At 58.8% G+C, this 20,545-nt stretch carries 21 protein-coding genes and 1 tRNA gene; 13 read left to right on the top strand and 9 right to left on the bottom strand.

What is annotated here, in order from left to right; genetic code table 11:
• Positions 1-236, top strand: a 236-nt coding sequence (locus NW849_RS04165) for a BMP family lipoprotein (RefSeq protein ID WP_414356079.1), incomplete at its 5' end; no start/stop codon positions are given.
• 242 nt (positions 237-478) lie between these two features.
• Positions 479-2,017 carry a right-handed parallel beta-helix repeat-containing protein gene (locus NW849_RS04160; RefSeq protein WP_414356077.1) on the top strand — a complete coding sequence of 513 codons (1,539 nt, stop codon included), beginning with the start codon at positions 479-481 and terminating at the stop codon, positions 2,015-2,017.
• Positions 2,018-2,350: 333 nt separating this feature from the next.
• On the opposite strand, the gene ndhI is transcribed toward NW849_RS04160, so the two are convergent.
• The 4 genes from ndhI to NW849_RS04140 are packed head-to-tail and all read right to left on the bottom strand — an operon-like array spanning position 2,351 to position 5,626.
• Positions 2,351-2,983 carry an NAD(P)H-quinone oxidoreductase subunit I gene (gene ndhI, locus NW849_RS04155; RefSeq protein ID WP_414331863.1) on the bottom strand — a complete coding sequence of 211 codons (633 nt, stop codon included), beginning with the start codon at positions 2,981-2,983 and terminating at the stop codon, positions 2,351-2,353.
• A gap of 38 nt (positions 2,984-3,021) precedes the next feature.
• Positions 3,022-4,143: an NADH-quinone oxidoreductase subunit NuoH gene (nuoH, locus tag NW849_RS04150; protein WP_414331864.1), complete on the bottom strand. Its 1,122-nt coding sequence runs from the start codon at positions 4,141-4,143 to the stop codon at positions 3,022-3,024.
• Between the two features lie 55 nt (positions 4,144-4,198).
• Positions 4,199-4,402 carry a hypothetical protein gene (locus NW849_RS04145; protein WP_011432507.1) on the bottom strand — a complete coding sequence of 68 codons (204 nt, stop codon included), beginning with the start codon at positions 4,400-4,402 and terminating at the stop codon, positions 4,199-4,201.
• A 39-nt stretch (positions 4,403-4,441) separates the two neighbouring features.
• Positions 4,442-5,626 (bottom strand): NAD(P)H-quinone oxidoreductase subunit H, encoded by a 1,185-nt coding sequence (locus NW849_RS04140; protein WP_041437160.1) that lies wholly within the window; start codon positions 5,624-5,626, stop codon positions 4,442-4,444.
• 169 nt (positions 5,627-5,795) lie between these two features.
• On the opposite strand from NW849_RS04140, the gene NW849_RS04135 reads away from it, so the two are divergent.
• Positions 5,796-6,119 carry a DUF3288 family protein gene (locus NW849_RS04135; RefSeq protein ID WP_414356075.1) on the top strand — a complete coding sequence of 108 codons (324 nt, stop codon included), beginning with the start codon at positions 5,796-5,798 and terminating at the stop codon, positions 6,117-6,119.
• 57 nt (positions 6,120-6,176) lie between these two features.
• On the opposite strand, the gene NW849_RS04130 is transcribed toward NW849_RS04135, so the two are convergent.
• Positions 6,177-6,734: a carboxymuconolactone decarboxylase family protein gene (locus NW849_RS04130; protein ID WP_414352218.1), complete on the bottom strand. Its 558-nt coding sequence runs from the start codon at positions 6,732-6,734 to the stop codon at positions 6,177-6,179.
• A 144-nt stretch (positions 6,735-6,878) separates the two neighbouring features.
• Positions 6,879-7,133 carry a hypothetical protein gene (locus NW849_RS04125; RefSeq protein WP_041436298.1) on the bottom strand — a complete coding sequence of 85 codons (255 nt, stop codon included), beginning with the start codon at positions 7,131-7,133 and terminating at the stop codon, positions 6,879-6,881.
• Positions 7,134-7,192: 59 nt separating this feature from the next.
• Here NW849_RS04125 and ureG point away from each other — a divergent pair, with 59 nt between their 5' ends.
• The 5 genes from ureG to NW849_RS04100 all read left to right on the top strand — a co-directional run bounded on the left by ureG (position 7,193) and on the right by NW849_RS04100 (position 11,468).
• Entirely contained in the window at positions 7,193-7,855 is a 663-nt protein-coding gene (ureG, locus tag NW849_RS04120; RefSeq protein WP_011432513.1) for an urease accessory protein UreG, read from the top strand.
• Positions 7,852-8,655, top strand: a complete 804-nt coding sequence (locus NW849_RS04115; RefSeq protein WP_414352216.1) for an urease accessory protein UreD — start codon at positions 7,852-7,854, stop codon at positions 8,653-8,655. Before ureG ends, NW849_RS04115 begins: the two co-directional genes overlap by 4 nt.
• Positions 8,656-8,706: 51 nt before the next feature.
• Entirely contained in the window at positions 8,707-10,221 is a 1,515-nt protein-coding gene (locus tag NW849_RS04110; RefSeq protein WP_414356074.1) for a hypothetical protein, read from the top strand.
• A 58-nt stretch (positions 10,222-10,279) separates the two neighbouring features.
• Positions 10,280-10,359, top strand: a tRNA-Leu gene (locus tag NW849_RS04105).
• A 497-nt stretch (positions 10,360-10,856) separates the two neighbouring features.
• On the top strand, positions 10,857-11,468 hold the full coding sequence (locus NW849_RS04100) for a Ycf51 family protein (protein ID WP_414356073.1): 612 nt from the start codon (positions 10,857-10,859) through the stop codon (positions 11,466-11,468).
• On the opposite strand, the gene NW849_RS04095 is transcribed toward NW849_RS04100, so the two are convergent.
• Positions 11,396-12,277, bottom strand: coding sequence for an alpha/beta fold hydrolase (locus NW849_RS04095; protein ID WP_414356071.1), 882 nt, complete (start codon positions 12,275-12,277; stop codon positions 11,396-11,398). The genes NW849_RS04100 and NW849_RS04095 overlap by 73 nt on opposite strands.
• Before the next feature lie 400 nt (positions 12,278-12,677).
• On the opposite strand from NW849_RS04095, the gene NW849_RS04090 reads away from it, so the two are divergent.
• On the top strand, positions 12,678-13,430 hold the full coding sequence (locus NW849_RS04090) for a hypothetical protein (protein ID WP_414356069.1): 753 nt from the start codon (positions 12,678-12,680) through the stop codon (positions 13,428-13,430).
• Positions 13,431-13,732: 302 nt separating this feature from the next.
• Positions 13,733-14,482, top strand: a complete 750-nt coding sequence (locus tag NW849_RS04085) for a YebC/PmpR family DNA-binding transcriptional regulator (protein ID WP_414356067.1) — start codon at positions 13,733-13,735, stop codon at positions 14,480-14,482.
• Positions 14,483-14,487: 5 nt separating this feature from the next.
• On the opposite strand, the gene NW849_RS04080 is transcribed toward NW849_RS04085, so the two are convergent.
• The gene (locus NW849_RS04080) at positions 14,488-14,799 is read right to left on the bottom strand and encodes a YbjQ family protein (protein WP_011431068.1); all 312 of its coding nucleotides are present in this window, start codon (positions 14,797-14,799) and stop codon (positions 14,488-14,490) included.
• A 388-nt stretch (positions 14,800-15,187) separates the two neighbouring features.
• Between NW849_RS04080 and rbsK the strand changes: the two genes are divergently transcribed.
• Both rbsK and NW849_RS04070 read left to right on the top strand, forming a co-directional pair.
• Positions 15,188-16,105: a ribokinase gene (gene rbsK / locus NW849_RS04075; protein WP_414356065.1), complete on the top strand. Its 918-nt coding sequence runs from the start codon at positions 15,188-15,190 to the stop codon at positions 16,103-16,105.
• Positions 16,106-16,359: 254 nt separating this feature from the next.
• Positions 16,360-17,103 (top strand): response regulator, encoded by a 744-nt coding sequence (locus tag NW849_RS04070; protein WP_414356063.1) that lies wholly within the window; start codon positions 16,360-16,362, stop codon positions 17,101-17,103.
• A 166-nt stretch (positions 17,104-17,269) separates the two neighbouring features.
• On the opposite strand, the gene NW849_RS04065 is transcribed toward NW849_RS04070, so the two are convergent.
• Positions 17,270-19,090 carry a DUF1565 domain-containing protein gene (locus tag NW849_RS04065; RefSeq protein WP_414356062.1) on the bottom strand — a complete coding sequence of 607 codons (1,821 nt, stop codon included), beginning with the start codon at positions 19,088-19,090 and terminating at the stop codon, positions 17,270-17,272.
• 165 nt (positions 19,091-19,255) lie between these two features.
• Here NW849_RS04065 and NW849_RS04060 point away from each other — a divergent pair, with 165 nt between their 5' ends.
• Complete coding sequence (locus NW849_RS04060) at positions 19,256-20,479, top strand: pentapeptide repeat-containing protein (protein ID WP_414356061.1); 1,224 nt, start codon at positions 19,256-19,258, stop codon at positions 20,477-20,479.
• Positions 20,480-20,545: the final 66 nt, after the last annotated feature.

Here is a 20,545-nt window from a genome sequence, read left to right as displayed (position 1 = left end):
ACGGTCTCACCTCGATGCTGAAGAGGGTGGATGTGGCCACCTATGAAGTGATTCGCAGCGTGGTGGAAGGCAACTTTGTCGGCGGCATTCAAACCTTTGGCCTGGAGAATGAGGGTGTCGGCTATGCTCTGGATGAGTACAACCAAGCCTTGCTCCCGGCAGATTTGGTGGCCGCCGTGGAAGCGGTGAAGCAGAACATTATCGCCGGAACCCTCCAAGTTCCTGAAGAGCGCTAGATTTTTGAGATTTTTGTTGCCGATTGATGATTGATTGCGGATCCCTTGCGAAGCCTTGACTGAGGAGGGGATTCGTTAGAGGATGCTTTTGCTGAGGGCATTGGATCCCAGCTTGGCCATCTGTACCTTGACCCCGTGGCAGTTGTTTGTTGCTCTGACAACCTTGACCGCTAAGCGCTTGAAAGGGCTTTCCACCTATGCTTGGCCAAGTATCCAAATCTGGTTGGGGGATCTGTTCAGCCTTGCTGCCTCTGTTGGCGGGGGTTGCCCTCGGCTGTGGGGGTGGCGGCGGCAGTTCTCCACCTCTTCCTCCGCCAGGTGGCGGGCCCATCATCCTGAGAGTGGATCCGGCCAGTGGCCCCTTTACCAAACTGGCAGACGCAGTTGCAGAGGCGCAGCGACTTCAGACTGCCACAGCCGGCCTGGAGGTGCTGATCGAGATTTTGGGGACGGGCAGGGAAACTTTGCAAAGCAACCTGGCCCTGGATGGCGGCGATGGCACCAACGGCGGTCGCATTCGCATCACCAGCTCCACCGCCTATGAGATCCTGACCGGGCTCTTTGACGTGATTGTAGCCAGCCAAACCAGCCTGCAGGGGGTAGATGTGGTGCTGGGGGGTGGACGGGTGCAGGTGAACAACGGCACTTTTCAGCCGCGCAAGGTCACCCTCAACGACCCTCGCTCCAACATCTTGGTCAACGGCAATGCTGCGGTTCTAGAGGGAGCCTTGAACCAATTGGCCGAGATTTTGTGCCAGCAATTTTTGGATCCCTGTGTGCAGATCTCTGGGAATGGGCGGGTCAGCCGTGTCTCGCCGATTGTCAGTAAAACGGGTGGGGTGGGCATAGGCACTGTGCCGGGCAGCAATCCCATCCTTGAAAACAACACAATTCTCCTGCAGGCTTTGGGGGCTTTGGCCGTTCGCTATGGTGACAACTCCGGCGGGATCTTCCGCAACAACCAAATCGAAGGGGATCCACCCACGGCTGGAGCCGGCTTGGTACTGCAGGCGCGGCAAGCAGGTACGAGTGGCACTACCGGGATTCAGCTGGATGGGGCAGGCTCAATTCCATCCATTCAATCCAACCGGATCGGCGTGGGCAGGATAGCCGGCAGTGTCGGCATTCGTATTTTGCAGGGAACCCAGGCCCGCACCATTTCCGGGAATACGTTCCTAGCTCGGGGCGAGGGCGTAGGAGTGGCAATTCAGACGGCCCCCGGCACCCCAGATGCGGTAGTCGCAGCCTACCTGGCTGGCAATACTTTCCAAGGAAACTTTGCTCAGAGGGTCACTGGGGAACCTGCGCCCACGCCAACTCCTACCCTGAGGCCACCACCAACTCCTGCACCGACACCCTCTCCCACTCCTGCACCGACACCCTCTCCCACCCCCACACCTCCAGTATTGGGCACCGGCCCCATTCAAGTTACCTTGAGTTGGAACACCATCGATGACCTTGACCTGTATGTTACGGATCCCACGCAGCAGACCGTGTTTTTTAACAACCGAATTGTCCCTTCTGGAGGACGGCTGGATGTGGATGCCAATGCCGACTGTGTTGCCGTAACCCAAAATGCTGTGGAGAATGTCTTTTGGGCTTCCACCCCGCCCTCAGGGCCATACTTCATCGAGGTGAGATTGTTCCGGCGCTGCTCCCAATCAACTGCTCCCATTCCCTTTACCGTAACGGTTCGCAAGAGCGGAAACGTCGCGCAGACTTTTAGCGGCTTGGCCACATCCCCTGGCTTGGCGGGTAGGTTTACGTTTTCCTTCCCCTGAAGTTAGCCAAGGCTGGCAGCCATCTGCCCTGCCCACGTATGGCCATTTTGGTTCAGACTAGGACACCACACCTATACTCATACTCAGATCTTTGATTGCAGATCGCAGGGTTCAGAAGACCTTATTTCTGCGCCCCAGGCATCTCATTCCCACTAAGGACAGCTCCAACTTCGCGGCCTCGACGCTTTTTCTGGCCATCACCTTGCGGCAGCGGGCGATGCTGGAAGGCAGTCCCACAAGTTCAAACAGTCACATCCCCTGGGAAAGGGGCTAGGGGTGGCGGACAGCGGCGCGGAGCGCTTTGCGTCAGCATGAGTGCGGGAGTATGTCACGCTATTCCGCAGCAGCCTTGGCTGCTTTCGCTTCGGCTTCCTTAGCAGCTTTGGCCGCTCTCATTTCCGCCAGAATCTCCTCCGGTCGTTTGCCAGCCCGCTGGGATCCAGCAGGCAAGTCGTGGGGATCGATCACCCCTTTGGGCAGATAGGCAAACTCCCGCAGTGGGGTCACCATTGGGTCCTCAGTTACCTTGGAGGGCAAACGGCCCATCGCCACCTGATGGTAGTTGAGGTCGTGGCGGTCGTAGGCGGCCAGCTCATAATCCTCAGTTACCGAGAGGCAGTTGGTGGGGCAAAACTCCACACAATTGGCGCAGAAAATGCACACCCCAAAATCAATGCTGTAGCTGTAAAGCTCCTTTTTCTTCAGCTCTGGGTTGTAGGCCCAATCCACCACCGGCAGGTCAATTGGGCAAACTCGAACACAGATCTCGCAGGCAATGCACTTGTCGAACTCGAAGTGGATGCGTCCCCGAAAGCGCTCAGAGGGGATCAGCTTTTCGAAGGGGTATTGCACGGTTACCGGGCGCCGGCCCATGTGGTCGAAGACAACCCCCATCCCTTGGCCGATGTACTTGGCGGCTCGGAAGGCATCGCCCACATATTCTTTGACACGCTTGAGAAACGTCATGACCTATGTTCTCCCTCTCTTGCCTCTTTACTTCTCATTCAACCCCCAAAAAAGGTGGGGAAGGCGAGCTTTAGGGCTGCCGTCAGCAGCAAGTTAACAAAGGATACAGGCAGCAAAAACTTCCACCCCAAGTCCAGCAGTTGGTCAATGCGCACCCGTGGCAAGGTCCAGCGCAGCAGGATGGCCAAGAAGATGAAGATAAAAGCTTTGACCATCGTCATGACAATGCCCAAGGCCGCCGCGCCGATCTGCAAGAAGGGGTTATCCAAGGGGATCCCGGCCAAGGCGGCAATCGTTTCCACCGGCACCACGAACGACCAACCCCCCAAGTACAGCACTGCCGCAATCAGAGAAGCCAGCAGCAAGTTGGCGTAGGATCCCAGATAAAAGAGGGCAAACTTCATACCGGAGTACTCCGTTTGGTAACCGGCTACCAGCTCTTCTTCTGCTTCCGGCAAGTCGAACGGGATCCGCTCCGTTTCCGCCAGAGCCGAGATCAGGAAAATGACAAAGCCAATGGGCTGCCGCCAGACGTTCCAGCTCAGAATGCCCAGGCCGCTCTGCTGCTCCACGATCCCCACCGTGTCCAGACCGTTGCTCATCAGCACCACGGCCAACACTGACAGGGCCAGCGGCAGTTCGTAGCTGATCGATTGAGCTGCCGCGCGTAGCCCACCCAGCAAGGAGTACTTGTTATTGGAACCGTAGCCCGACATCAACAAACCGATGGGTTGCACGCTGGAGGTGGCGATCAGGAAGAACACGCCAATGGCAATGTTGGAGATCAATAGGTTCTGGCCAAAGGGAACCACCAGGTAGCACAAAAAGACGGGCAGGAAAACCAATATCGGCCCCAGCGTAAACAAGACTGGGTCGGCCAAGATGGGCAGAACATCTTCTTTGGTCAGCAGCTTGATGCCATCGGCAATCGGGATCAGCACCCCCTGAGGGCCGGCCATGTTGGGGCCAATCCGCTGTTGGGCTGCTGCCGAGATCTTGCGCTCCAGCCAGGTCATGACCATCACCCCCAAGGTGGCGGCGATGATCAGCAGCAACATGGGCAGGGGCATCCAGAGGGCATGGGCTGCGCCTGCTCCCAAGCCCAAGTTCTGTAGGGCAGTCTCGAAGCCAAGTTGTAGGTCGATACCAGCGTTTGTCATGGGGGTGAGTAGCTCCCTAGAGACGGTTGGTCAGGAAGGTTCGGGATCCCTGTAGCTAAGTTTTCCCGTTGGGATCCGACTGGGGGGGGCGGTTACGGCGGCGTAGCTCCTGCTGGATGATGGCCTGAAGACGGGCATCGGATAGCTCCTCCGCGCGGCGGCGCCTTTCCTCTTGGTACTTAGCCCATTGCTTGGGGCCGATAACCGCAGCAATGACAGACACAATCAACAGCGGCAGAACCAAGATCGCCCAGGCCATCGCCTTTGTCCTCGCTTTCCGTAAGTATCTTAGCGATTCCTAGCGATCCACCTCGCCCATGATGATGTCAATGCTGCCGAGGATGGCGATCATGTCGGCTACCTTCATGCCGCGAATGAGCTGAGGCAACACTTGCAAATTGACAAAGCCGGGGGGACGGATCTTCCAGCGCCACGGGCAGACGTTGTCGTCACCAACAATGTAAATGCCCAGCTCTCCTTTGGCGCTCTCCACCCGCACGTAGGCTTCCCCTTTGGGGATCTTGAAATTGGCGGAAGGCTTTTTGCTGATGAACTGGTAGTCCCCTTTGTTCCACTCCGACTTCGGCCCCTCCAGCATCCGCTTGGCTTCCAGGTTTTCAAAGGGGCCTCCTGGCAAAGCCTTGACGGCTTGCTGCACGATCTTGCAGGACTCCCGCATCTCTTTCATGCGCACCCTATAGCGGGCCAGGCAATCCCCTTCGGGGTAAACGGCCACCTCCCAGTCGAAGTCGTCGTAGCATTCGTAGTGATCCACTTTGCGCAGATCCCAGTTGACGCCACAGGCCCGCAACATGGGACCCGACAGACCCCAGTTGATGGCGTCTTGCTTGGAGATGGCTCCCACCCCTTCCAGCCGCCGGCGGAAAATCGGGTTGTCGGTAACCAGCCGCTCGTATTCATCCACTTTGGGCAAGAAATACTCGCAAAAGTCTAGGCATTTTTCCGTCCAGCCGTAGGGCAAGTCCACCGCCACGCCGCCTACCCGGAAATAGTTGTTGTTGATCAGGCGCATGCCGGTGACGGCTTCAAACAAGTCTAGGATCCACTCCCGCTCCCGCATGGCGTAGAGGAAGGGGGTTTGGGCGCCCAAATCCGCCAAGAAGGGACCAAACCAAAGCAGGTGGTTGGTGATGCGGGTCAGCTCCAGCATGATCACCCGTAGGTAGCTGGCCCGTCTGGGCACGCTGATCCCGGCCAGTTTCTCAACGGCATTGACGGTAATGGCCTCGTTAAACATGCCGGCCCCGTAGTCCCAACGGGAGACGTAGGGCAGGTATTGCACCACCGTGCGGTTTTCGGCGATTTTCTCCATGCCGCGGTGCAAGTAGCCGATCACCGGTTCGCAATCGACGATGTTTTCGCCATCTAGGGTGACCAGCAAACGCAAAACCCCATGCATAGAGGGATGGTGCGGCCCAAAGTTGAGCAACATCCGGTCGGTACGGGTCTCGATCATGGGCATGGGCATAGCCGCCGCCTCCGCAACTGAAGAATGTTCATGGTCTGCAACATTTGCAGTATAGCGGTTTTCTTCTGCCTTCTCGGGATCCCATGCCATCAAGGATCCCAATCCTCGATATTGAAAGTCTCCAGGGGAACTCAGCTAGAGTGAGAAAAAAGGAGGGAGGCCGATGGCTGTATCCCGTTCACCCGCGAATGGCCCATCCCGGAGAGAGCAGCAACATCCGCAGTATGCCACCGACCGGGCTGTGCTCGATGAGCTGATGGTGCAGGCTCAGGAGAGGCCCCTCTCCGAGTGGGTGCTGGCGGAAGTCGCCCGTTTGCGCATCCGTTACCACGGTTTCCCCGGTGCCTGGGATCTGCAGCGGGATTTGGATCAGATCTTGGAACAGTGGGGCATGAGCGAAGAAGAGCTGTTCGCCCAGACCCGCCAGATCCATGCCCGCGGCCAGGTGTACGACCGCAGCTTTAGCACGCGAGACGACTGGGCCTAGTGGAGGGTTTGGGTCGGGATCCCTTACCCCTCTGAGAGAGGGGAGTTTGCCGGTTGTTCATGAGACGTGAAGCTGCTCGGCAAAGACGGGATCCAAAGGCACATCTAGGGCGGCAATCACCTTGGTCCAGAAGTTCATGAAGCCAATCCAAGCCGATAGCTCCACCAGATCTTCATCTGACCAAATGGCTTTTAGCTGGGCAAAGAAGCTGTCGGTCACCACCATGCTGGGCACGGTCATCCGCTCAGCGTACTCGATGGCCAGCTTTTCCGCCTCGGTGTAGAGGGTGCTGGTGCGGGCCTGGGCCACCGCCGCAATTTTGGCAGGGGAGGCGCCGTACTTTTGCGCCTGCAGGGTGTGGTAGGGAAGGCAGTAGTGGCGGCAGCCGTTGATTTGGGCAATGCGGATGCTGACCAGCTCCTTCAGCTCTTCAGGCAAGTTGGGGTTTTGGGTGTGCAGCGCCCCGTAGAGGTTCATCACGGCTCGCATCAGTTGGGGCTTGTGGGCCATCACCTGCAGGGGGTTGAGGGCGGTGCCGTAGGTTTTCTCCAGGCTTTCGTAAACCTTTTGCAGTTGCTTATCGGCTTTCTCTGGGGTAACAGGAGGGATCCGCATGGACGGTCTATAAAAATTGCAGCATTCTCGACTTTAGCGCGTCTGGGGGATCCGCCCAAGCCTGAGGGGCGCTTCACGGTCTGGGGGAGGGATCCCTTCTCCGCCTGAAACCAGGCACCTGCCTCCCTTCTTACTTGTCAAGGGTCAAGGATTGCCCAAGGATTGCTCAACGGCTTCCACCTGCTGCTGGGTGGCGGTAGCCCCTTGGTTGAGGGTTTGCTGGATCTGTTCCCGAGATTGGTAAATCTGCAGCGGCCCACCTTGAGGGATCCCTTGCTGGGCAGCTTCTGGGCTGGCTTGCTCTGGTCTCGGCTCCGAACTCAGCGGGTTGCGATAGAGGCGGTTAACCAGCAAAAATCCCACCAGCACCACAGCAGTTGCCACCAAAAGCCGAACCATACTCGGATCCCTTGCAAGCATCTGGTTCTAGAATGCCCAAAAAGAGGAGCAGGTATCCGATGTCGGGCAAAGTTGCGCAAACTTCCCAGCCGGTACGGGTTGGCATTGGCGGCCCGGTGGGATCTGGAAAAACCGCTTTGGTGGAAAAGCTCTGCTTGGCGCTGCGGGACCACCTGTCTTTGGCGGTGGTGACCAACGATATCTATACCCGCGAGGATGCCGAGTTTTTGGTGCGGGCCAAGGCCCTGGAGGCAGAGCGGATCATTGGCGTAGAGACCGGCGGCTGCCCCCACACCGCCATTCGGGAAGATGCCTCCCTCAACCTAGACGCCATTCAGGAGCTGGAGCGCCGCTTTTGCCCCCTGGATCTCATCTTGGTGGAATCGGGGGGGGACAACTTGGCAGCTACCTTCAGCCCGGAGCTGGTGGACGCCTGCATTTACGTCATCGACGTGGCCGAAGGGGACAAGATCCCGCGCAAAGGCGGGCCGGGGATCACCCGCTCCGACCTGCTGGTGATCAACAAGATCGATCTGGCTCCCTATGTGGGAGCAGACTTGGGGGTGATGGAACGGGATGCCCGTCGCATGCGGGGAGATAGGCCCTTTGTCTTTACCAACCTGCGCACGGGTGAGGGGCTGGAGCAGGTTCTCAGTTGGCTGGAGCGGGAGGTGCTGTTTCGCCCCATCAAGGCCGACCCCCCCTCGGTGAGCCGCCTGTGAACTTCGGTAAGGCCATCTTGAAGGCAACCCGCCGAGGCGACCATACCCACATTTGGGAGTATTCTCAGGCTCCCTTGCAATGGCTGGGATCCCCTGGGGAGCCACCTGTGTACTACCTGCGCAACCCCAACGGCGGCCTGCTGGGTGGGGATCGCCACCGGATCGAGATCGGGCTGGGGCCAGGCTCGGCGCTGGAAATTCGCACCCAAGGGGCAATGCGGCTACATCCCGGCTTGATTCGGCAACAGGTCAAGGTCAAGCTGGCCCCCACCAGCCAGTTGATCTGGATCCCTCACCCGACCATTCCGGGGGCAGGGGCAGACTTTCGCCAGCAGGTGCAGATCGAACTGGATCCCACAGCCCGCCTGGCCTATGCCGAGATCTGGACTGCCGGACGGCTGGCCATGGACGAACGCTGGCAGTTTGAACATCTTGCCAACTGCTTGCAAGTTTGGGTCACTGCTGGGATCCCATCCTCCCCCGAGGGGAGAAAACTCTGGCTGCAGGAACACATAGACCTGCACTTTCCCCATCGGCAGGTCTCCGCCGCGTCAGTGCTGGGATCCCATCTCTGTTGGGGATCCCTGTACTTGCTGGGGGATTGGCCGGAACCCACTTGGCTGACCGTTCACATCAGCGGAACGGAGTCCCCATACTGGCTGGTCAAGTCTCCGGATCCCATCTGTAAGGGTTGGATTCTGCGCCAGGTGGGGCCACAGGCAGAGGCCATTTGGCGGCATTTTGGCCAGGTTGCACTACAGCTTGCTCAAGCCAAGGGTGGCTCACCCCAGGGGTGGTAGACTAAGGCTGACTCAAACCAACCGGTTGACCCAAGGCCGAGACGGAGTCCTTTGAACGCTGCTCAACGGATTCTCAGACGCTCTGTCCTCAGGGGGCGAAGTCGCTGGCTGCTCCTCTACGAGAAGGGGATGGCCCTGCTGGCCCTGAGCAACCTGTGCTTGGTGCTCTTCGACATGAGCTATGTGCCTGGGCGAGATTTTTGGCTCCAGGGTCGGGTGCAAATTTTTGGCGCCTTTGGTCCTCCCATTCCGCTGCCGATTCTCTCCGAAGAAACCAGCCGTTCCCCGGTGACCGACCTATACGATCCCATCAAAGGTATCGAGCCCAACCCCGAAACCCAGCGCTACTTGGCCTTGGTGGATGAGCTGCGCCAGGTTACCCTGCGGTTTGGCGTGGAGTCGGAAGCGGCAGCACCAATCCTGGCCCGCTTGCGGGAGCTCAGCGACGAGATGATTGAGACCAATCCCTTTCAGGGCGCCAACAAAACTGGCCAGTTTGTGCGTATCCTCAATTTGATGCGGGAGCACATCCCAGAAGCCGACTCTGCCAGAGCCGCCTTTGCCCGCTTTTGGACTGCTGAGTACTTGGCCGGCGCCGATCCCGCAGATGGAATTGAATTTTTCCAGACCCGGCTGCGCCCCCTCTTTGAGACCAACTATTTCCGCCCCATTGGTGAGAGCGGTAACCCTGTTGACTTTTTCCCGGTGCTGGATTTTCCCTTCGTGCTTCTGTTTGGGCTGGAATTTTTGCTGCGCACGGTGGCCATCAGCCGTCGCTACACCGGCGTCAATTGGCTGGATGCTATGCTCTGGCGTTGGTACGATGTGCTGCTGCTGCTGCCCTTTTGGCGCTGGCTGCGGGTGATCCCCGTCACCATCCGGCTGGGACAAGCACAGTTGCTGGATCTGGAGCGGGTACGCGCCCAGGTGAGCCAGGGCTTTGTTACCAACTTCGCCGAGGATCTGACGGAAGTCATTGTTGTGCGGGTGATTAACCAAATCCAGGTATCCATTCAGCGGGGATCCCTGCCCCTGCTGCCGGCAGCGCGTACCCAGCGCGACTACATTGACATCAACAACACCAACGAGCTGGAGGCGATTGCCAACCTGGTTTTTCGCATTGTTCTCTACCGCGTTTTGCCCCAGGTGCAACCGGAATTGCAACAACTGCTCCGCTACAACCTGGATGGCCTGCTCAAGCAGTTGCCTGCCATGCAAACTCTAGAACAGCTTCCCGGCCTGGGATCCCTGCCTGGCCAACTGACGGAGCGCCTGGCCAACGAGCTGACCACCACCACCTACAAAACCCTGACGGGCAGTTTCGAGGATCCCGTCGGCTCCAAGCTGGCAGCGCAACTGATGCAGCGGTTTGGTGAAGTCTTGGCACGAGAACTCACCCAGGAGCACGCTTTGGAGGAAATTCGCTCTCTCCTGCAAGACTTGCTGGAAGAGATCAAGATCAACTACGTCGAGCGGCTATCCCACGAGGATCTGGAGGAGGTGATGGAGCAAACCCGCCAGCTTCGGCAAAAGGCCCAGCAACTGGAGAAAGACCGCCGCAACTAGGGTTGGGAGGATTGGTTGACGAGGTTTCGCCAGTTCAGTAGGATAATGTTTCCAGGTCGGGCGAGTGGCGAAACTGGTAGACGCACCGCACTCAAAATGCGGCGGGAAACCGTGTCGGTTCGAATCCGACCTTGCCCATGATTTTTAGTCTGCTGTGACGAGCTGTAAGGCTCGCTGCTTTCTGGGTTTGGTAGGTTGATCCCTCTCGCCTCTTCTCACCAAAGACCCAGTGATAGAAACGGCCAAGCCCTTCTGGAGTAGGTTGTAGGGCATCTTGCGTCCAGATCCTGAATAAGCTTCGTCTTGACTTGAGACAAAGGCAGCCTTTCGCGGCAGCGGGATGGAGGTCTTTTGGGTAACCTGTCACTACGAGCCTACCGGCTAGATAAGGAGGGCGTGAAGATCTGAAACAAGTGGTACCACGAGATAGACCAAGCTATGTTGGCCCGGCGATGTTCTGAGGGCTACTCTGCCCAACACCGTTCGCGGCAGCAGGACGGGATCCCTAGATAGGGCAGTTAGAATCGCGCTTACCCTGCACTTAGAGATGAAGCTCTAGGGGGTGACATACTCCCGCACTCATGCTGATGCATAGAGGGCAGGGCTTCCCGGCAGTCTAGCTAAACTGGGGAATTATGGATGGAACTTTAGAGTCTTTCTTTGCCTCTGCCACCCGAATTGGGCTAGGTCTGGCAGGCTTGCTGGCTATGCTCACCCTGCTGGCCTGGATCCGCAATTGGCCATTGAAGTTTTCCCTGGTGGGCTACACAGCGTTTGCGCTGGTTTTAACGGCGGGATGTTTTGCCCTCAGCTTGGGGCCGATCTTTCGCTCCCGCATTCCCGGTGCTGCCCCCTACACCACCGTCTATGACCAAGGGGCGGATCGAGCGGTTATTGCTGTCAGCCCGGATATCACCCCAGAGCAACTGATCCTCACCCTGAAGCAGGCGGCCAGCGATTTGGGATCCCCGGGCCGCTTCTCCACCGGTTCGCCGGTGTTCACCTTGCGGGCCCGCACCGTCATCCATCCCGAGCCGGGAGTTTCCGAGCCGTTGCTCTTGGGCACGCTGCAACAGCCGTTGGGAAAGCGCCTGCGCACCCCAGAAGAACAACAGCAGCAGCAGATCCATCTAGAGGAAGAGGCCTTTGCCCGGCTGCGGAAGTTGGCCCAGGGTCAGGCTTCTGCCGCCTTGTCTGCAGAGGGAGCGGAAGAGCCAACCACCGGGATCCCACTTGCCCAGTCTTGAGCGCTGAGCCAGCGGCGCAGATCCTGTCCCACCCGGTCGGGGATCTCCCAGGGAAAGAGATGAGCCACGTTGGGATAGACAATGCAGGTGCAGTGGGGCAGGGCGCGGGCTGTGGCCAGGCTGCTGTTGGCGGTGATGTGGCAATCCTGCTCGGCGGCCATGAGCAGTACCGGGATGCGAATTCGGTGCAGATCTCCCTCGCGGTTGTAGCCCCGTTGCAAAGCGGCGCGCAGAGCTTGGCGAGCCTGGGGGGAGGTGTGCAGATAGGCGGGCAAGGCCATGTGCGCCAAATACCGATAGGCCGTTGGGGTCTGTTGCTGCATCAGGTAGCGGTAAAGGGAGCGACGGCCAAAGGTCTCGATGTTCCATTCCCAGCCGGGCCAAAGCCAGTTGAGCAGCGAGGCAACGCCGGTGTTGACCTGATCCCAAAAATCGGTGGGGGGATGGTTGCTGCGGGGGCAGGCGGCACTGGCCACCAAGACCAAACCCTTTACCCGCTGCGGCAGACGCAAAGCCAACTCCAGGGCCAGGATCCCGCCCAAGGACCAGCCCAGAACCAGACACTCCTGCCAGCCCAGGCGATTGAGCAGTAATTCCAAATCCTCCAGGTGCTCCTCCATCTCGAAGGGATCCACCACCTGCGAACGTCCATAGCCGCGCAGATCTGGCGCCACACAGGGGTGCATTCCCGCCACTGCCTCTGCAAATACCGCCATGCAGTCGGCATTGCCCGGATGGCCGTGGAGCATCAAGATTGGGAGGGAGGGGATCCCTTCTCCCCAAGTACGATAGTGGAGCTGCAGGCCCATCGCTTGACATTCTCCCTGCCCTAAATGGCAAGGATTCTTTCCCAGGTTGCAGGATGACTCCTAACTTTCTGAGCTACACCACCCTTGCAAGTGGTGGGGGATGCTATGACGCCACCTACTGGGATGAACTCCCAGATACTTTCCCTGTTGACACTGCGCCCTATTCAAGTTGGCGGAGTTCGTTCAACACCATAGCACAAAGCCGCCCTGGTCGCGTCAGCGGGCCGTAGGCCTTAGGGCGGGGCTTGCAACCCAGTTTTCTTGGTCAAAGCTTCTCTTCTGCCCCTGTTTTGAAACTGATCCGAGGCCAATACCCTATTTTTCTCCCTGCCTAGTGCCTCTCTGGCCGATGTCGGGTAGATTTGGCGGTAGCCATCGCTGAAGAATCGGTCAACGCTTTATGAACAGCCCGATCCAGGATTGTGAGCCCCCCGTTTCACCTCGCTCTGAGCAGGGCAGTCTGGGTTGGAGCCTTCCCCTGAAAGGCTTGGGATTTGGCTTGTTTTTCGGATCCCTAGTTTGGGCAGGATGGGCAAGTCAACTCCAGCTATGGGCCCAGCCGGTCGAACAGCAACCTCAGGAAGAAGTCCTTGTGCCGGGGCGCAATCTGGATCCTGGGGCGCAAATCCGGGTGCGTAACGAGCTGGTCAAGATCTGTGGGGACTATCGTTGCGAAGGCTATCGCTTTTCGGTGCGAGTACCGATCAGCCCTGAAGACACCCTGGAAACTCTGCTGGGGCGGCTGGATACGGAGATGCTGCGGGAGGTGGATCGGGTGTTTCAAACTCGGCCCGATTTGAATCGAGTCATTGTCGATGGCTACGTCTTCTCGGGTACTCCCGCTTTTGTCAGCCGGGAAGTGCTGCTGCAAACAATGTTTGTGCCCCGTCACCGTTGGGAAGTGGGGCGCTTTGGGCCAGAGCAAGATGCGATTTTCTATGCCGAGCTGTTGGGACAGGTGACGCCCTTTCTAACTCCATCCCCAACCCCCACGCCTACACCTGGGCCTGTGCCTGGAGAAGGTGTGCCCCCTCTGCCCCCGCCTCCTGGGGAAACTCCTCCCATAGAGGCAACGCCTACCCCTCAAGAAACCCCAGCCCCTCCGCCTCCGCCTCAAGGGGATGTGATCCAGCGGCAGCCGATTCAGCCCTGATGGGTTTGTTGGGTAGCTGAGTCTGGGTTGTGAAGGATCCCTCGTTATAGTCATTTCAAACCAGATTGAGATACTCCCCAAGCGCTCCGCGCCGCTGCCCTTACCCCCAGTTTCTCTCTGGGAGAGGGAGTTAGGAATCGACATAACGAACCGTTTCACTGCTGTTTGAAATAACTAACTATAATTTGTGACCAGGCCAGTGCCCTCCCAGTTGTCGCGGGGTTGAGTCCTGAGCCGAGGTGATCTAGGCTTCAAAAGTGGAGGGATCCCTCCAATTCATTGCTTGACTGGTGTGTGGCGGCATGGCAGGACACAGCAAGTGGGCCAACATTAAACGGCAAAAGGCCCGTGTAGATGCCAAAAAGGGCAGCCTCTTTACCAAACTCTCGCGGGCCATCATCGTGGCAGCTCGCAACGGCTTGCCAGATCCGGATGGGAATTTTCAGTTGCGGGCGGCAGTGGAGAAAGCCAAAGCAGCGGGGATGCCCAGCGAAAACATTGAACGAGCCATTGCCAAGGGAGCCGGCAACTGGAGCGACGACAGCCCCCTGGAAGAAGTTCGCTACGAGGGCTACGGCCCCGGTGGGGTGGCTGTGTTGATCGAGGCCATGACCGACAACCGCAACCGCACGGCTGCCGAGGTGCGAGAAGCCTTCAGCAAAACCGGCGGCAGCTTGGGAGAAGCCGGCTGTGTGAGCTGGCTGTTCCGGCAAAAAGGGGTGATCAGCCTGGAGGAGGTGTTGGATCCCGAAGCTCTGCTGCTAGCGGTAGCCGAAGCAGGCGGGGAGGATCTCAAGGTAGAGGGAACCGACGCAGAAGTCTACTGCGATTACACCCTGCTGGAGCAGGTGGCCACCTACCTCAAAAAAGAAGGCTACCAGGTGCAAGAGGCGGCCATCCGCTGGATCCCCTCTACGGAGGTGCATGTGGAGGACCCCGAGACAGCCAAGCTGGTACTGACCCTCATGGAGCGGCTGGACCACTTGGATGATGTGCAAAATGTCTACGCCAACTTTGAGATCGACGAGGCATTGATGGAGAGCCTGGCCTAAAGGTTCTAGCGCAGCTTGACGGCGGTGCCGGCGGCGGTAACGAGGATCATTGTCGCGCTCATGTTGGTATGAATGCTAACGCCTAGGATGCCATTTGCTCCCAAACGTTTGGCTCGCTGCTCCAACTCTTCCAAAACCTTTTTCTGGGCATTCTCGAGAACTTCTTCATAGGTTCTTGTGCGTCCCCCGATGATGTTGCGGAGGCTAGCAAGGAAGTCCCGTAGAACATTGGTGCCATAAACTACCTCGGCGGTAACAATGCCCAAGTAACGCTCAACCTCTCTACCTTGGAGCACGTCTGTAGTGGTCAGCAGCATGGCTTGCTTCCTGGGTCAACACCCACCAAGATAGTCGGGATCCTCAACCTTTGGAATCGGGTTCTTGCCCTGTGTTTTCAGCAGAGTGGCGATATGTCGAAGGGCGACCAATCCCTACAGATAACCGTTCCACAACGCATAGTCATTTATCTCACCGTTGAGGTGAAACAAACGACCGGTTGCTTCCTGCTAAGGCCTCCGGCCCGCTAGCGCGATCAGTTGAAATAGATGGTAATAAAAACCACGACTGCTATCAGCCCTTGCCGCGTGGTAGGGCGCTCGAGGGGATCCCTGGCCAAGACCGGCGGCTGATACAATAGCTGCCCAGGGATCCAAACCAAAGATCTCTAGATCTCTGCTTTTCCAACAGGATTTCCCCACAAGCCCGATGGCAGGCCCAATCCGAGTGGTGGGTAGCTTGAACATGGATTTGGTGGTGCGGGTGCCCCATCATCCCGGCCCTGGCGAAACGGTGCTGGGATCCGACTACGCCACCTACCCTGGCGGCAAAGGAGCCAATCAAGCGGTGGCAGCGGCGCGGGCGGGAGCCCAAGTAGAGATGTGGGGAGCAGTGGGATCCGATGGGTTTGGGCATCTGCTCCAAGAAAACCTGGAGCACAACGGCGTGGATACCCGCCACCTGAGGCAGTTGGAGGGGCCCAGCGGCCTAGCTTTGATCACAGTGGATCCCGGCGGGCAAAACAGAATCGTGGTCAGCCCTGGGGCCAATGGTCGCTATATGCCGGAGCATTTGCCTCCCTTTACCCCGGCGGCCCTGCTCCTGCTGCAACTGGAAATCCCCCTGCCCACCGTGCAAGCTGCAGCAGAACAAGCCTTTGCCCAAGGGATCCCGATTTTGCTCAACCCTGCGCCCATCGTGCCATTGCCGGGATCCCTGTTGCGCCAGGTTCGCTACTTGGTGCTCAACGAAACCGAAGCGGCTGCCCTTGCCCAATCCCCTGTGGAGACGCCGGAACAAGCCCAAAAGGTGGCTCAAGAACTGCAGAAACACGGGATCCCAGCCGTTATCCTCACCTTGGGAGGGGCAGGGCTGGTCTGGGCAGATGGGGAAGAAAGTGGCCATTGGCCCGCTCATCCTGTGGAAGTGGTGGATACCACCGCTGCCGGAGATGGGTTTTGTGGGGCCTTAGCTGCTTGTTTGGCTGCCGGGGGATCCCTGAGGGAAGCCCTGCGTTTTGCCAATGCCGCCGCTGCTTTGGCCGTAACCCGTGCGGGAGCCCAACCTAGCTTGCCCCAGCGCTCTGAGATTGAGGCATTTTTGGCCTCTGCCGTAGAAACAGCATAGACTGCTGCTTATCAAAAGTTTTCGACGTCTGCGGTGGAGAAGTTCATTGGCCGTTTGCGTGGGTGCTAGGGGAAACCGCACCGTCCACAGGACGAGAGCGGGACGAACTCCTTTTCCTGAGCCGCTACTCATCGCCGGTGGAGGGGATCCCTTGCTCCTTTTGAGTACTGCTCAATAGTGCCTTGCCTTCCCTTGTGGGTGTTTTTAGAGTTAGGAAGTGAAAAGAAAGTATTCGGTAACTCTGATAAAGGCCTGTGAGTACCCTCCTTGCTGAAGATGACGCTCTTTACCGTCAGCATGTCCATAGCCTACTGACGCAACATTTGCCTGAGTTCGGCCCGGTATACATGGCCTCGAATGGCCGAGAGGCGTTGGAACTTTACCGTCAGCACCACCCCAACTTTGTGTTGATGGACATTCGCATGCCTGAGATGACCGGGATCGAGGTAGCGCGGCAGGTTTGGTCAGAGTGCCCCAGCACGCGCATCATTTTTTGGTCGCATTTTGCCGATGAAGTCTATGTGCGGGAGCTGCACAAGATCGTGCCTCCGCAAACCGTCTATGGCTACCTTTTGAAAAATTGCACCGATGAAAAATTGGTCAGCGCCATCCAAGCGGTGGTGCAGGATGAGCAATGCGTGATCGACCGAGAGGTGCGCGGGGTCGATTCCCGTTCACAAAACAAAATCACCGGTCTCAGCGATGCCGAGTACGAAGTGTTGATCGACATTGCCCTCGGCCTCACCGACCAAGCCATTGCTGCACGGCGCTTTTTGTCCCGCCGAGGGGTAACCAACCGTCTGCGCAACCTCTACGACAAGTTAGAAGTCAGCAACGACCAAATTGAGAGCGACGAGTGGGGAACCACTTTCAGCTTGCGGGCGCGAGCCATCCGCCTTGCTTTCAAACGGGGGTTGATCAACGCCCAACTGCTGGATGAGGAGGAAGTGCATTTGGATCACTGGCTCAGCCGCTACCGACTGGATCCGCTGGACTAGAGAGGGGGTGTTCGAGCCGTCATCGCTCTTGGCAAGCACTTGTAGTCAATTCCCTTGCCAGCGACCAAGGAGACTTGGGCTCAATGGCTGGCCACCCCGCCGAAGAACTGGGATCAAAGCTCCCTCGTACCGCTATGGAGAAGCAAGCCGGCAGTGTGGGGGGTCGCTAGCGGAAAATCATCTCGGCAACCGCCTCAAAGCCGGCATCCAACAGCCGATCCAAGACCGACTGGGCCTGGCTGCGACTGTCGTACAGGCCAGCCTGCAACACCGTTCTGCCGTTGAAAACCGTTTCCACCGCGTCGGGGATGAGCTGCCGCAATCGGTTCAAGTCATCGCTGCTTTTGGGGGTCACCAACACGCGAAATTGAGTTGCCGTTCGCGTTGGCGAAACGGAGTCGTTACCCACAGCAGCCACAGGGGGGGCAACTGGAGTTGTAGTGGGAGCAGAGGGAGTGGCCGGGATCCCTGCCGATGAGCGACGGGCCGGCGGAGGCAGGAGGGTGGTGATATCCGTGAGGGGAGCCGACGGTGGCCTGGGAACAGGGTCAGCCGGCTGGGCAGGTGTGGTAGAGCCATCGGGGGTGAAGGGGACAGCCACAAACTGCTCCCCCGGAGGTTGGGGCTGGGGAGTTGCCTGAGGGCTGGAGGGATCTGGCAAGATGCGCCCTCCGGATCCTTGGGGCGGAGAGGGGGGAACCGGGGCAGTAGACTGGGGCACCGTCACAACCGGTAAGGTGGAGGGGGTCTCAGCCGCTGGCCGGGGATCCCTGGGAGTAGCCGGCTGGGACGGGGCACTGGGCAGAGCCAAAGTGCCAGGAGCAATGGGGCGGGGAGCGCTGTCGGGAAGGGCGGCAACGGTGGTTTGACCGGACAGATCCAGATCCCCTTTGGCTTTGCCCCGCAGTTGGTTGCCGTTGGCATTGATGCGCAGGCCGCGGGTGGCGTTGTGGATGTCGTATTGGCCGTTGCCCTCAAAGATGTTGTTGCCGGGATCCGTGGCCGTGCCCAAATCCGGCTGGGCAGTGGTGATGGCGGTGAGGCCGGTCTCCAAGTTCTGGGCGATGAGATTGTTGCGCAGGATGGGCCTGGAGCTGCCCCCGACAACCACGCCGGTACGGTTCTGCAGAATGCGGTTGTTGCGCACAACAGGCGCCGAGCGTTGGTCGATGGTGAGGCCAAAGCCGGTTTCTTGGAACAGGTTATTGACGATGGTGGGCTGGGAGGTGCCCAAGACGGAAATGCCGTTGGCCCCGTTTTTATAGAAGCGGTTGCCCTCCACCCAGGGATTGGCAGCGCCAGCGATGAAGATCCCATCGTGGATGCTGCCCACAAAGCTGTTGTTGAGAATGCGCGGGGAGGCCGATTCGACCCAGAGGGCATAGCCGCGCCGCCCTTGGTTGCGCAGGGTAATTCCTCGCACTTCTGCGCCGGTTTCTGCCAGCAGAGCAACATTTTGTCGGCCTAGGGTCGGGCTCATGTAGGTACCGCCGCCGGTGATGAGATAGCCCTCTCCCAAGGTGGACTCGTCCCCACGCAAGGTGAGGCCGGCTTTCAGACGGATGGGGAAGGTTTCGCCGCTCTCCTCGCTATATACCCCGGGAAAAAGCTGAATGACGCTGCCAGCCTCAGCCCGCTGAATGGCATAAGTAATCGTCTTGAAGGGGTTATTGCGGGATCCATCCCCACGGGTATCGCTGCCGTTGGCTGCATCCACGAAAATGGCCGGGCGATTGTCCGGGAGCGGGGGAGCTTGAGGCAGGGTCTGCTCGCCGGTAATACCAGTGTCCAGGGAAGTTTGCGCCCAGCCAGGATCCAACTTTGCTGTCAGCAGTAAGGTGGTGCCAAGCATCAGAGAGGTTGCCAGCCGCGTCAGCATTGCCCAGCGGTAACGCTGCACCCGCAAGCCGGGCAGGACTCCTGTAGATTGGTGTTCGCCGGATTTCTGCAGACCAATAGGCAGTAAGGACAATAAGGAAGAGATCATGGTGGTTATCCTCACACCAGGCTGGGCTAGAGAAGAAAGGCCGAGGTTATCCTACCAAACTGAGTAGGCGGGATCCTGCCCTATCCGCCAACTCCAAATACGGACTAACGCAGGCTTTTTTTGCAAGTCTAACACTAGCCCTAGAGTAACCTCCCTGCTTGCGCCATGACCTACAAAACCCTTGTCCCCGAACATCTGCCCCAAGAGCCGTCGCTGCTTGAATCCGAGATCCTGGTGTCTCCGGTCTCGCCGTGGCAACCCCTGGTTCATCTGCTGCTGTTGGGGATCCCGGCCTTCTTGCTGCTCTTGGGAAAGCGGATGGCTCAGCCGGTCTTGGGCTGGGGGGCGGTGCTGGCTTGGCTGGGCCTGGCGGGCTGGTGGGGGCGATCGCTTTGGGTGCAGATCGGGCGCGACCTCTGTCGGTGGCTGACCACCTGGCCTCAATGGGTCTGGGCGGGAGTGGCCCTCAGCTTGGCCCTGATGGGAGGGGTTGCCGGGAGCGGGGTGTTTTCCGCTTTGGGATCCCTGAGTTGGGAGGCGATTGGGGCTTTGGGAGAAGTGTTTGGGGCCACAGGCCAGATCTTGATCGCCATCCTGGCCGCCTACATCGCCTGGCGGCAGTACATCATCTCCCGCGATCTCACCATTCAGCAGAATATCATCACCCAGCAGCAGACCATCGACGCCTACTTTGAAGGCATTTCCAACCTGGTCTTGTCTCCCGATGGGCAGTTGGACGATTGGCCCCTGGAGCGGGCCATTGCTGCCGGGCGCACGGCTGCTTTGTTGAATGGGGTGGATCGCTTCGGCAAAGCCAAGATCCTGCGCTTTCTCTCCACCGCTAACCTGCTCAGCCCTCTGCGGCGGGATCAACACCTGGGCCGACCCATTCTGGACGGCAAAGGGGGTTACCAGCGGGATCGCGTGAACGGCATCCGAGTGGTCAACCTGGGCACGATGCTGGAGGGAGCCGACCTGCATGGCACCCTGTTGCGAGCGGTGGATTTCAGCGAAGCCAGCCTGGAGAGAGCCAACCTGAGCGGCTGCGATCTCAGCCACACCAACCTGTGCGGAGCTAACTTGCGGGATGCCGACCTGCGCGGGGCCGATCTCTACCGCGCTTTGCTGTTTGTGGGATCCCCTCAGACGGCTTCCCCCGCTCAGCCGGGGCAAAAGCCGGATTTTAAGACCGGGGCCTACACCGGAGCTATCGTGGCAGGGGCAGATTTCCGCCAGGCTCGCCGCCTTTCCCCCGAACAGCGGGCCTACCTGGTCACCTGGGGTGCCAAGCTGGATCCCGCGTCCGAACCTCTCCTCAACTCTCCTCAGCCGCGTTTGGATCCTGCCGACAAAACGGAGTCGTTTCCCCCACCTGCCCCAAGCCCTTGAGCGAGAATAAATCGATAAGCCTGGTTCAGGGCTTTTGCCGCCGATTCTTCGGCTATTGCAACTCGC

This window comes from Synechococcus sp. R55.3 (assembly GCF_047461975.1).
Lineage (GTDB): Bacteria > Cyanobacteriota > Cyanobacteriia > Thermostichales > Thermostichaceae > Thermostichus.
Note: the sequence above shows the minus strand (reverse complement) of the source record. Positions and strands in the feature narration are given on the sequence as shown.

Bases quoted from the DNA above. Each gene is read 5' to 3' on its own strand.
- rbsK (WP_414356065.1), top strand. From the start codon at position 15,188: ATGGCAGGCCCAATCCGAGTGGTGGGTAGCTTGAACATGGATTTGGTG.
- NW849_RS04100 (WP_414356073.1), top strand. From the start codon at position 10,857: ATGGATGGAACTTTAGAGTCTTTCTTTGCCTCTGCCACCCGAATTGGG.
- NW849_RS04125 (WP_041436298.1), bottom strand. From the start codon at position 7,133: ATGGTTCGGCTTTTGGTGGCAACTGCTGTGGTGCTGGTGGGATTTTTG.
- NW849_RS04060 (WP_414356061.1), top strand. From the start codon at position 19,256: ATGACCTACAAAACCCTTGTCCCCGAACATCTGCCCCAAGAGCCGTCG.
- NW849_RS04135 (WP_414356075.1), top strand. From the start codon at position 5,796: ATGGCTGTATCCCGTTCACCCGCGAATGGCCCATCCCGGAGAGAGCAG.
- NW849_RS04085 (WP_414356067.1), top strand. From the start codon at position 13,733: ATGGCAGGACACAGCAAGTGGGCCAACATTAAACGGCAAAAGGCCCGT.
- NW849_RS04065 (WP_414356062.1), bottom strand. From the start codon at position 19,090: ATGATCTCTTCCTTATTGTCCTTACTGCCTATTGGTCTGCAGAAATCC.
- ureG (WP_011432513.1), top strand. From the start codon at position 7,193: ATGTCGGGCAAAGTTGCGCAAACTTCCCAGCCGGTACGGGTTGGCATT.
- NW849_RS04130 (WP_414352218.1), bottom strand. From the start codon at position 6,734: ATGCGGATCCCTCCTGTTACCCCAGAGAAAGCCGATAAGCAACTGCAA.
- NW849_RS04145 (WP_011432507.1), bottom strand. From the start codon at position 4,402: ATGGCCTGGGCGATCTTGGTTCTGCCGCTGTTGATTGTGTCTGTCATT.
- NW849_RS04095 (WP_414356071.1), bottom strand. From the start codon at position 12,277: ATGGGCCTGCAGCTCCACTATCGTACTTGGGGAGAAGGGATCCCCTCC.
- NW849_RS04140 (WP_041437160.1), bottom strand. From the start codon at position 5,626: ATGCCCATGATCGAGACCCGTACCGACCGGATGTTGCTCAACTTTGGG.
- ndhI (WP_414331863.1), bottom strand. From the start codon at position 2,983: ATGACGTTTCTCAAGCGTGTCAAAGAATATGTGGGCGATGCCTTCCGA.
- NW849_RS04090 (WP_414356069.1), top strand. From the start codon at position 12,678: ATGAACAGCCCGATCCAGGATTGTGAGCCCCCCGTTTCACCTCGCTCT.
- NW849_RS04080 (WP_011431068.1), bottom strand. From the start codon at position 14,799: ATGCTGCTGACCACTACAGACGTGCTCCAAGGTAGAGAGGTTGAGCGT.
- nuoH (WP_414331864.1), bottom strand. From the start codon at position 4,143: ATGACAAACGCTGGTATCGACCTACAACTTGGCTTCGAGACTGCCCTA.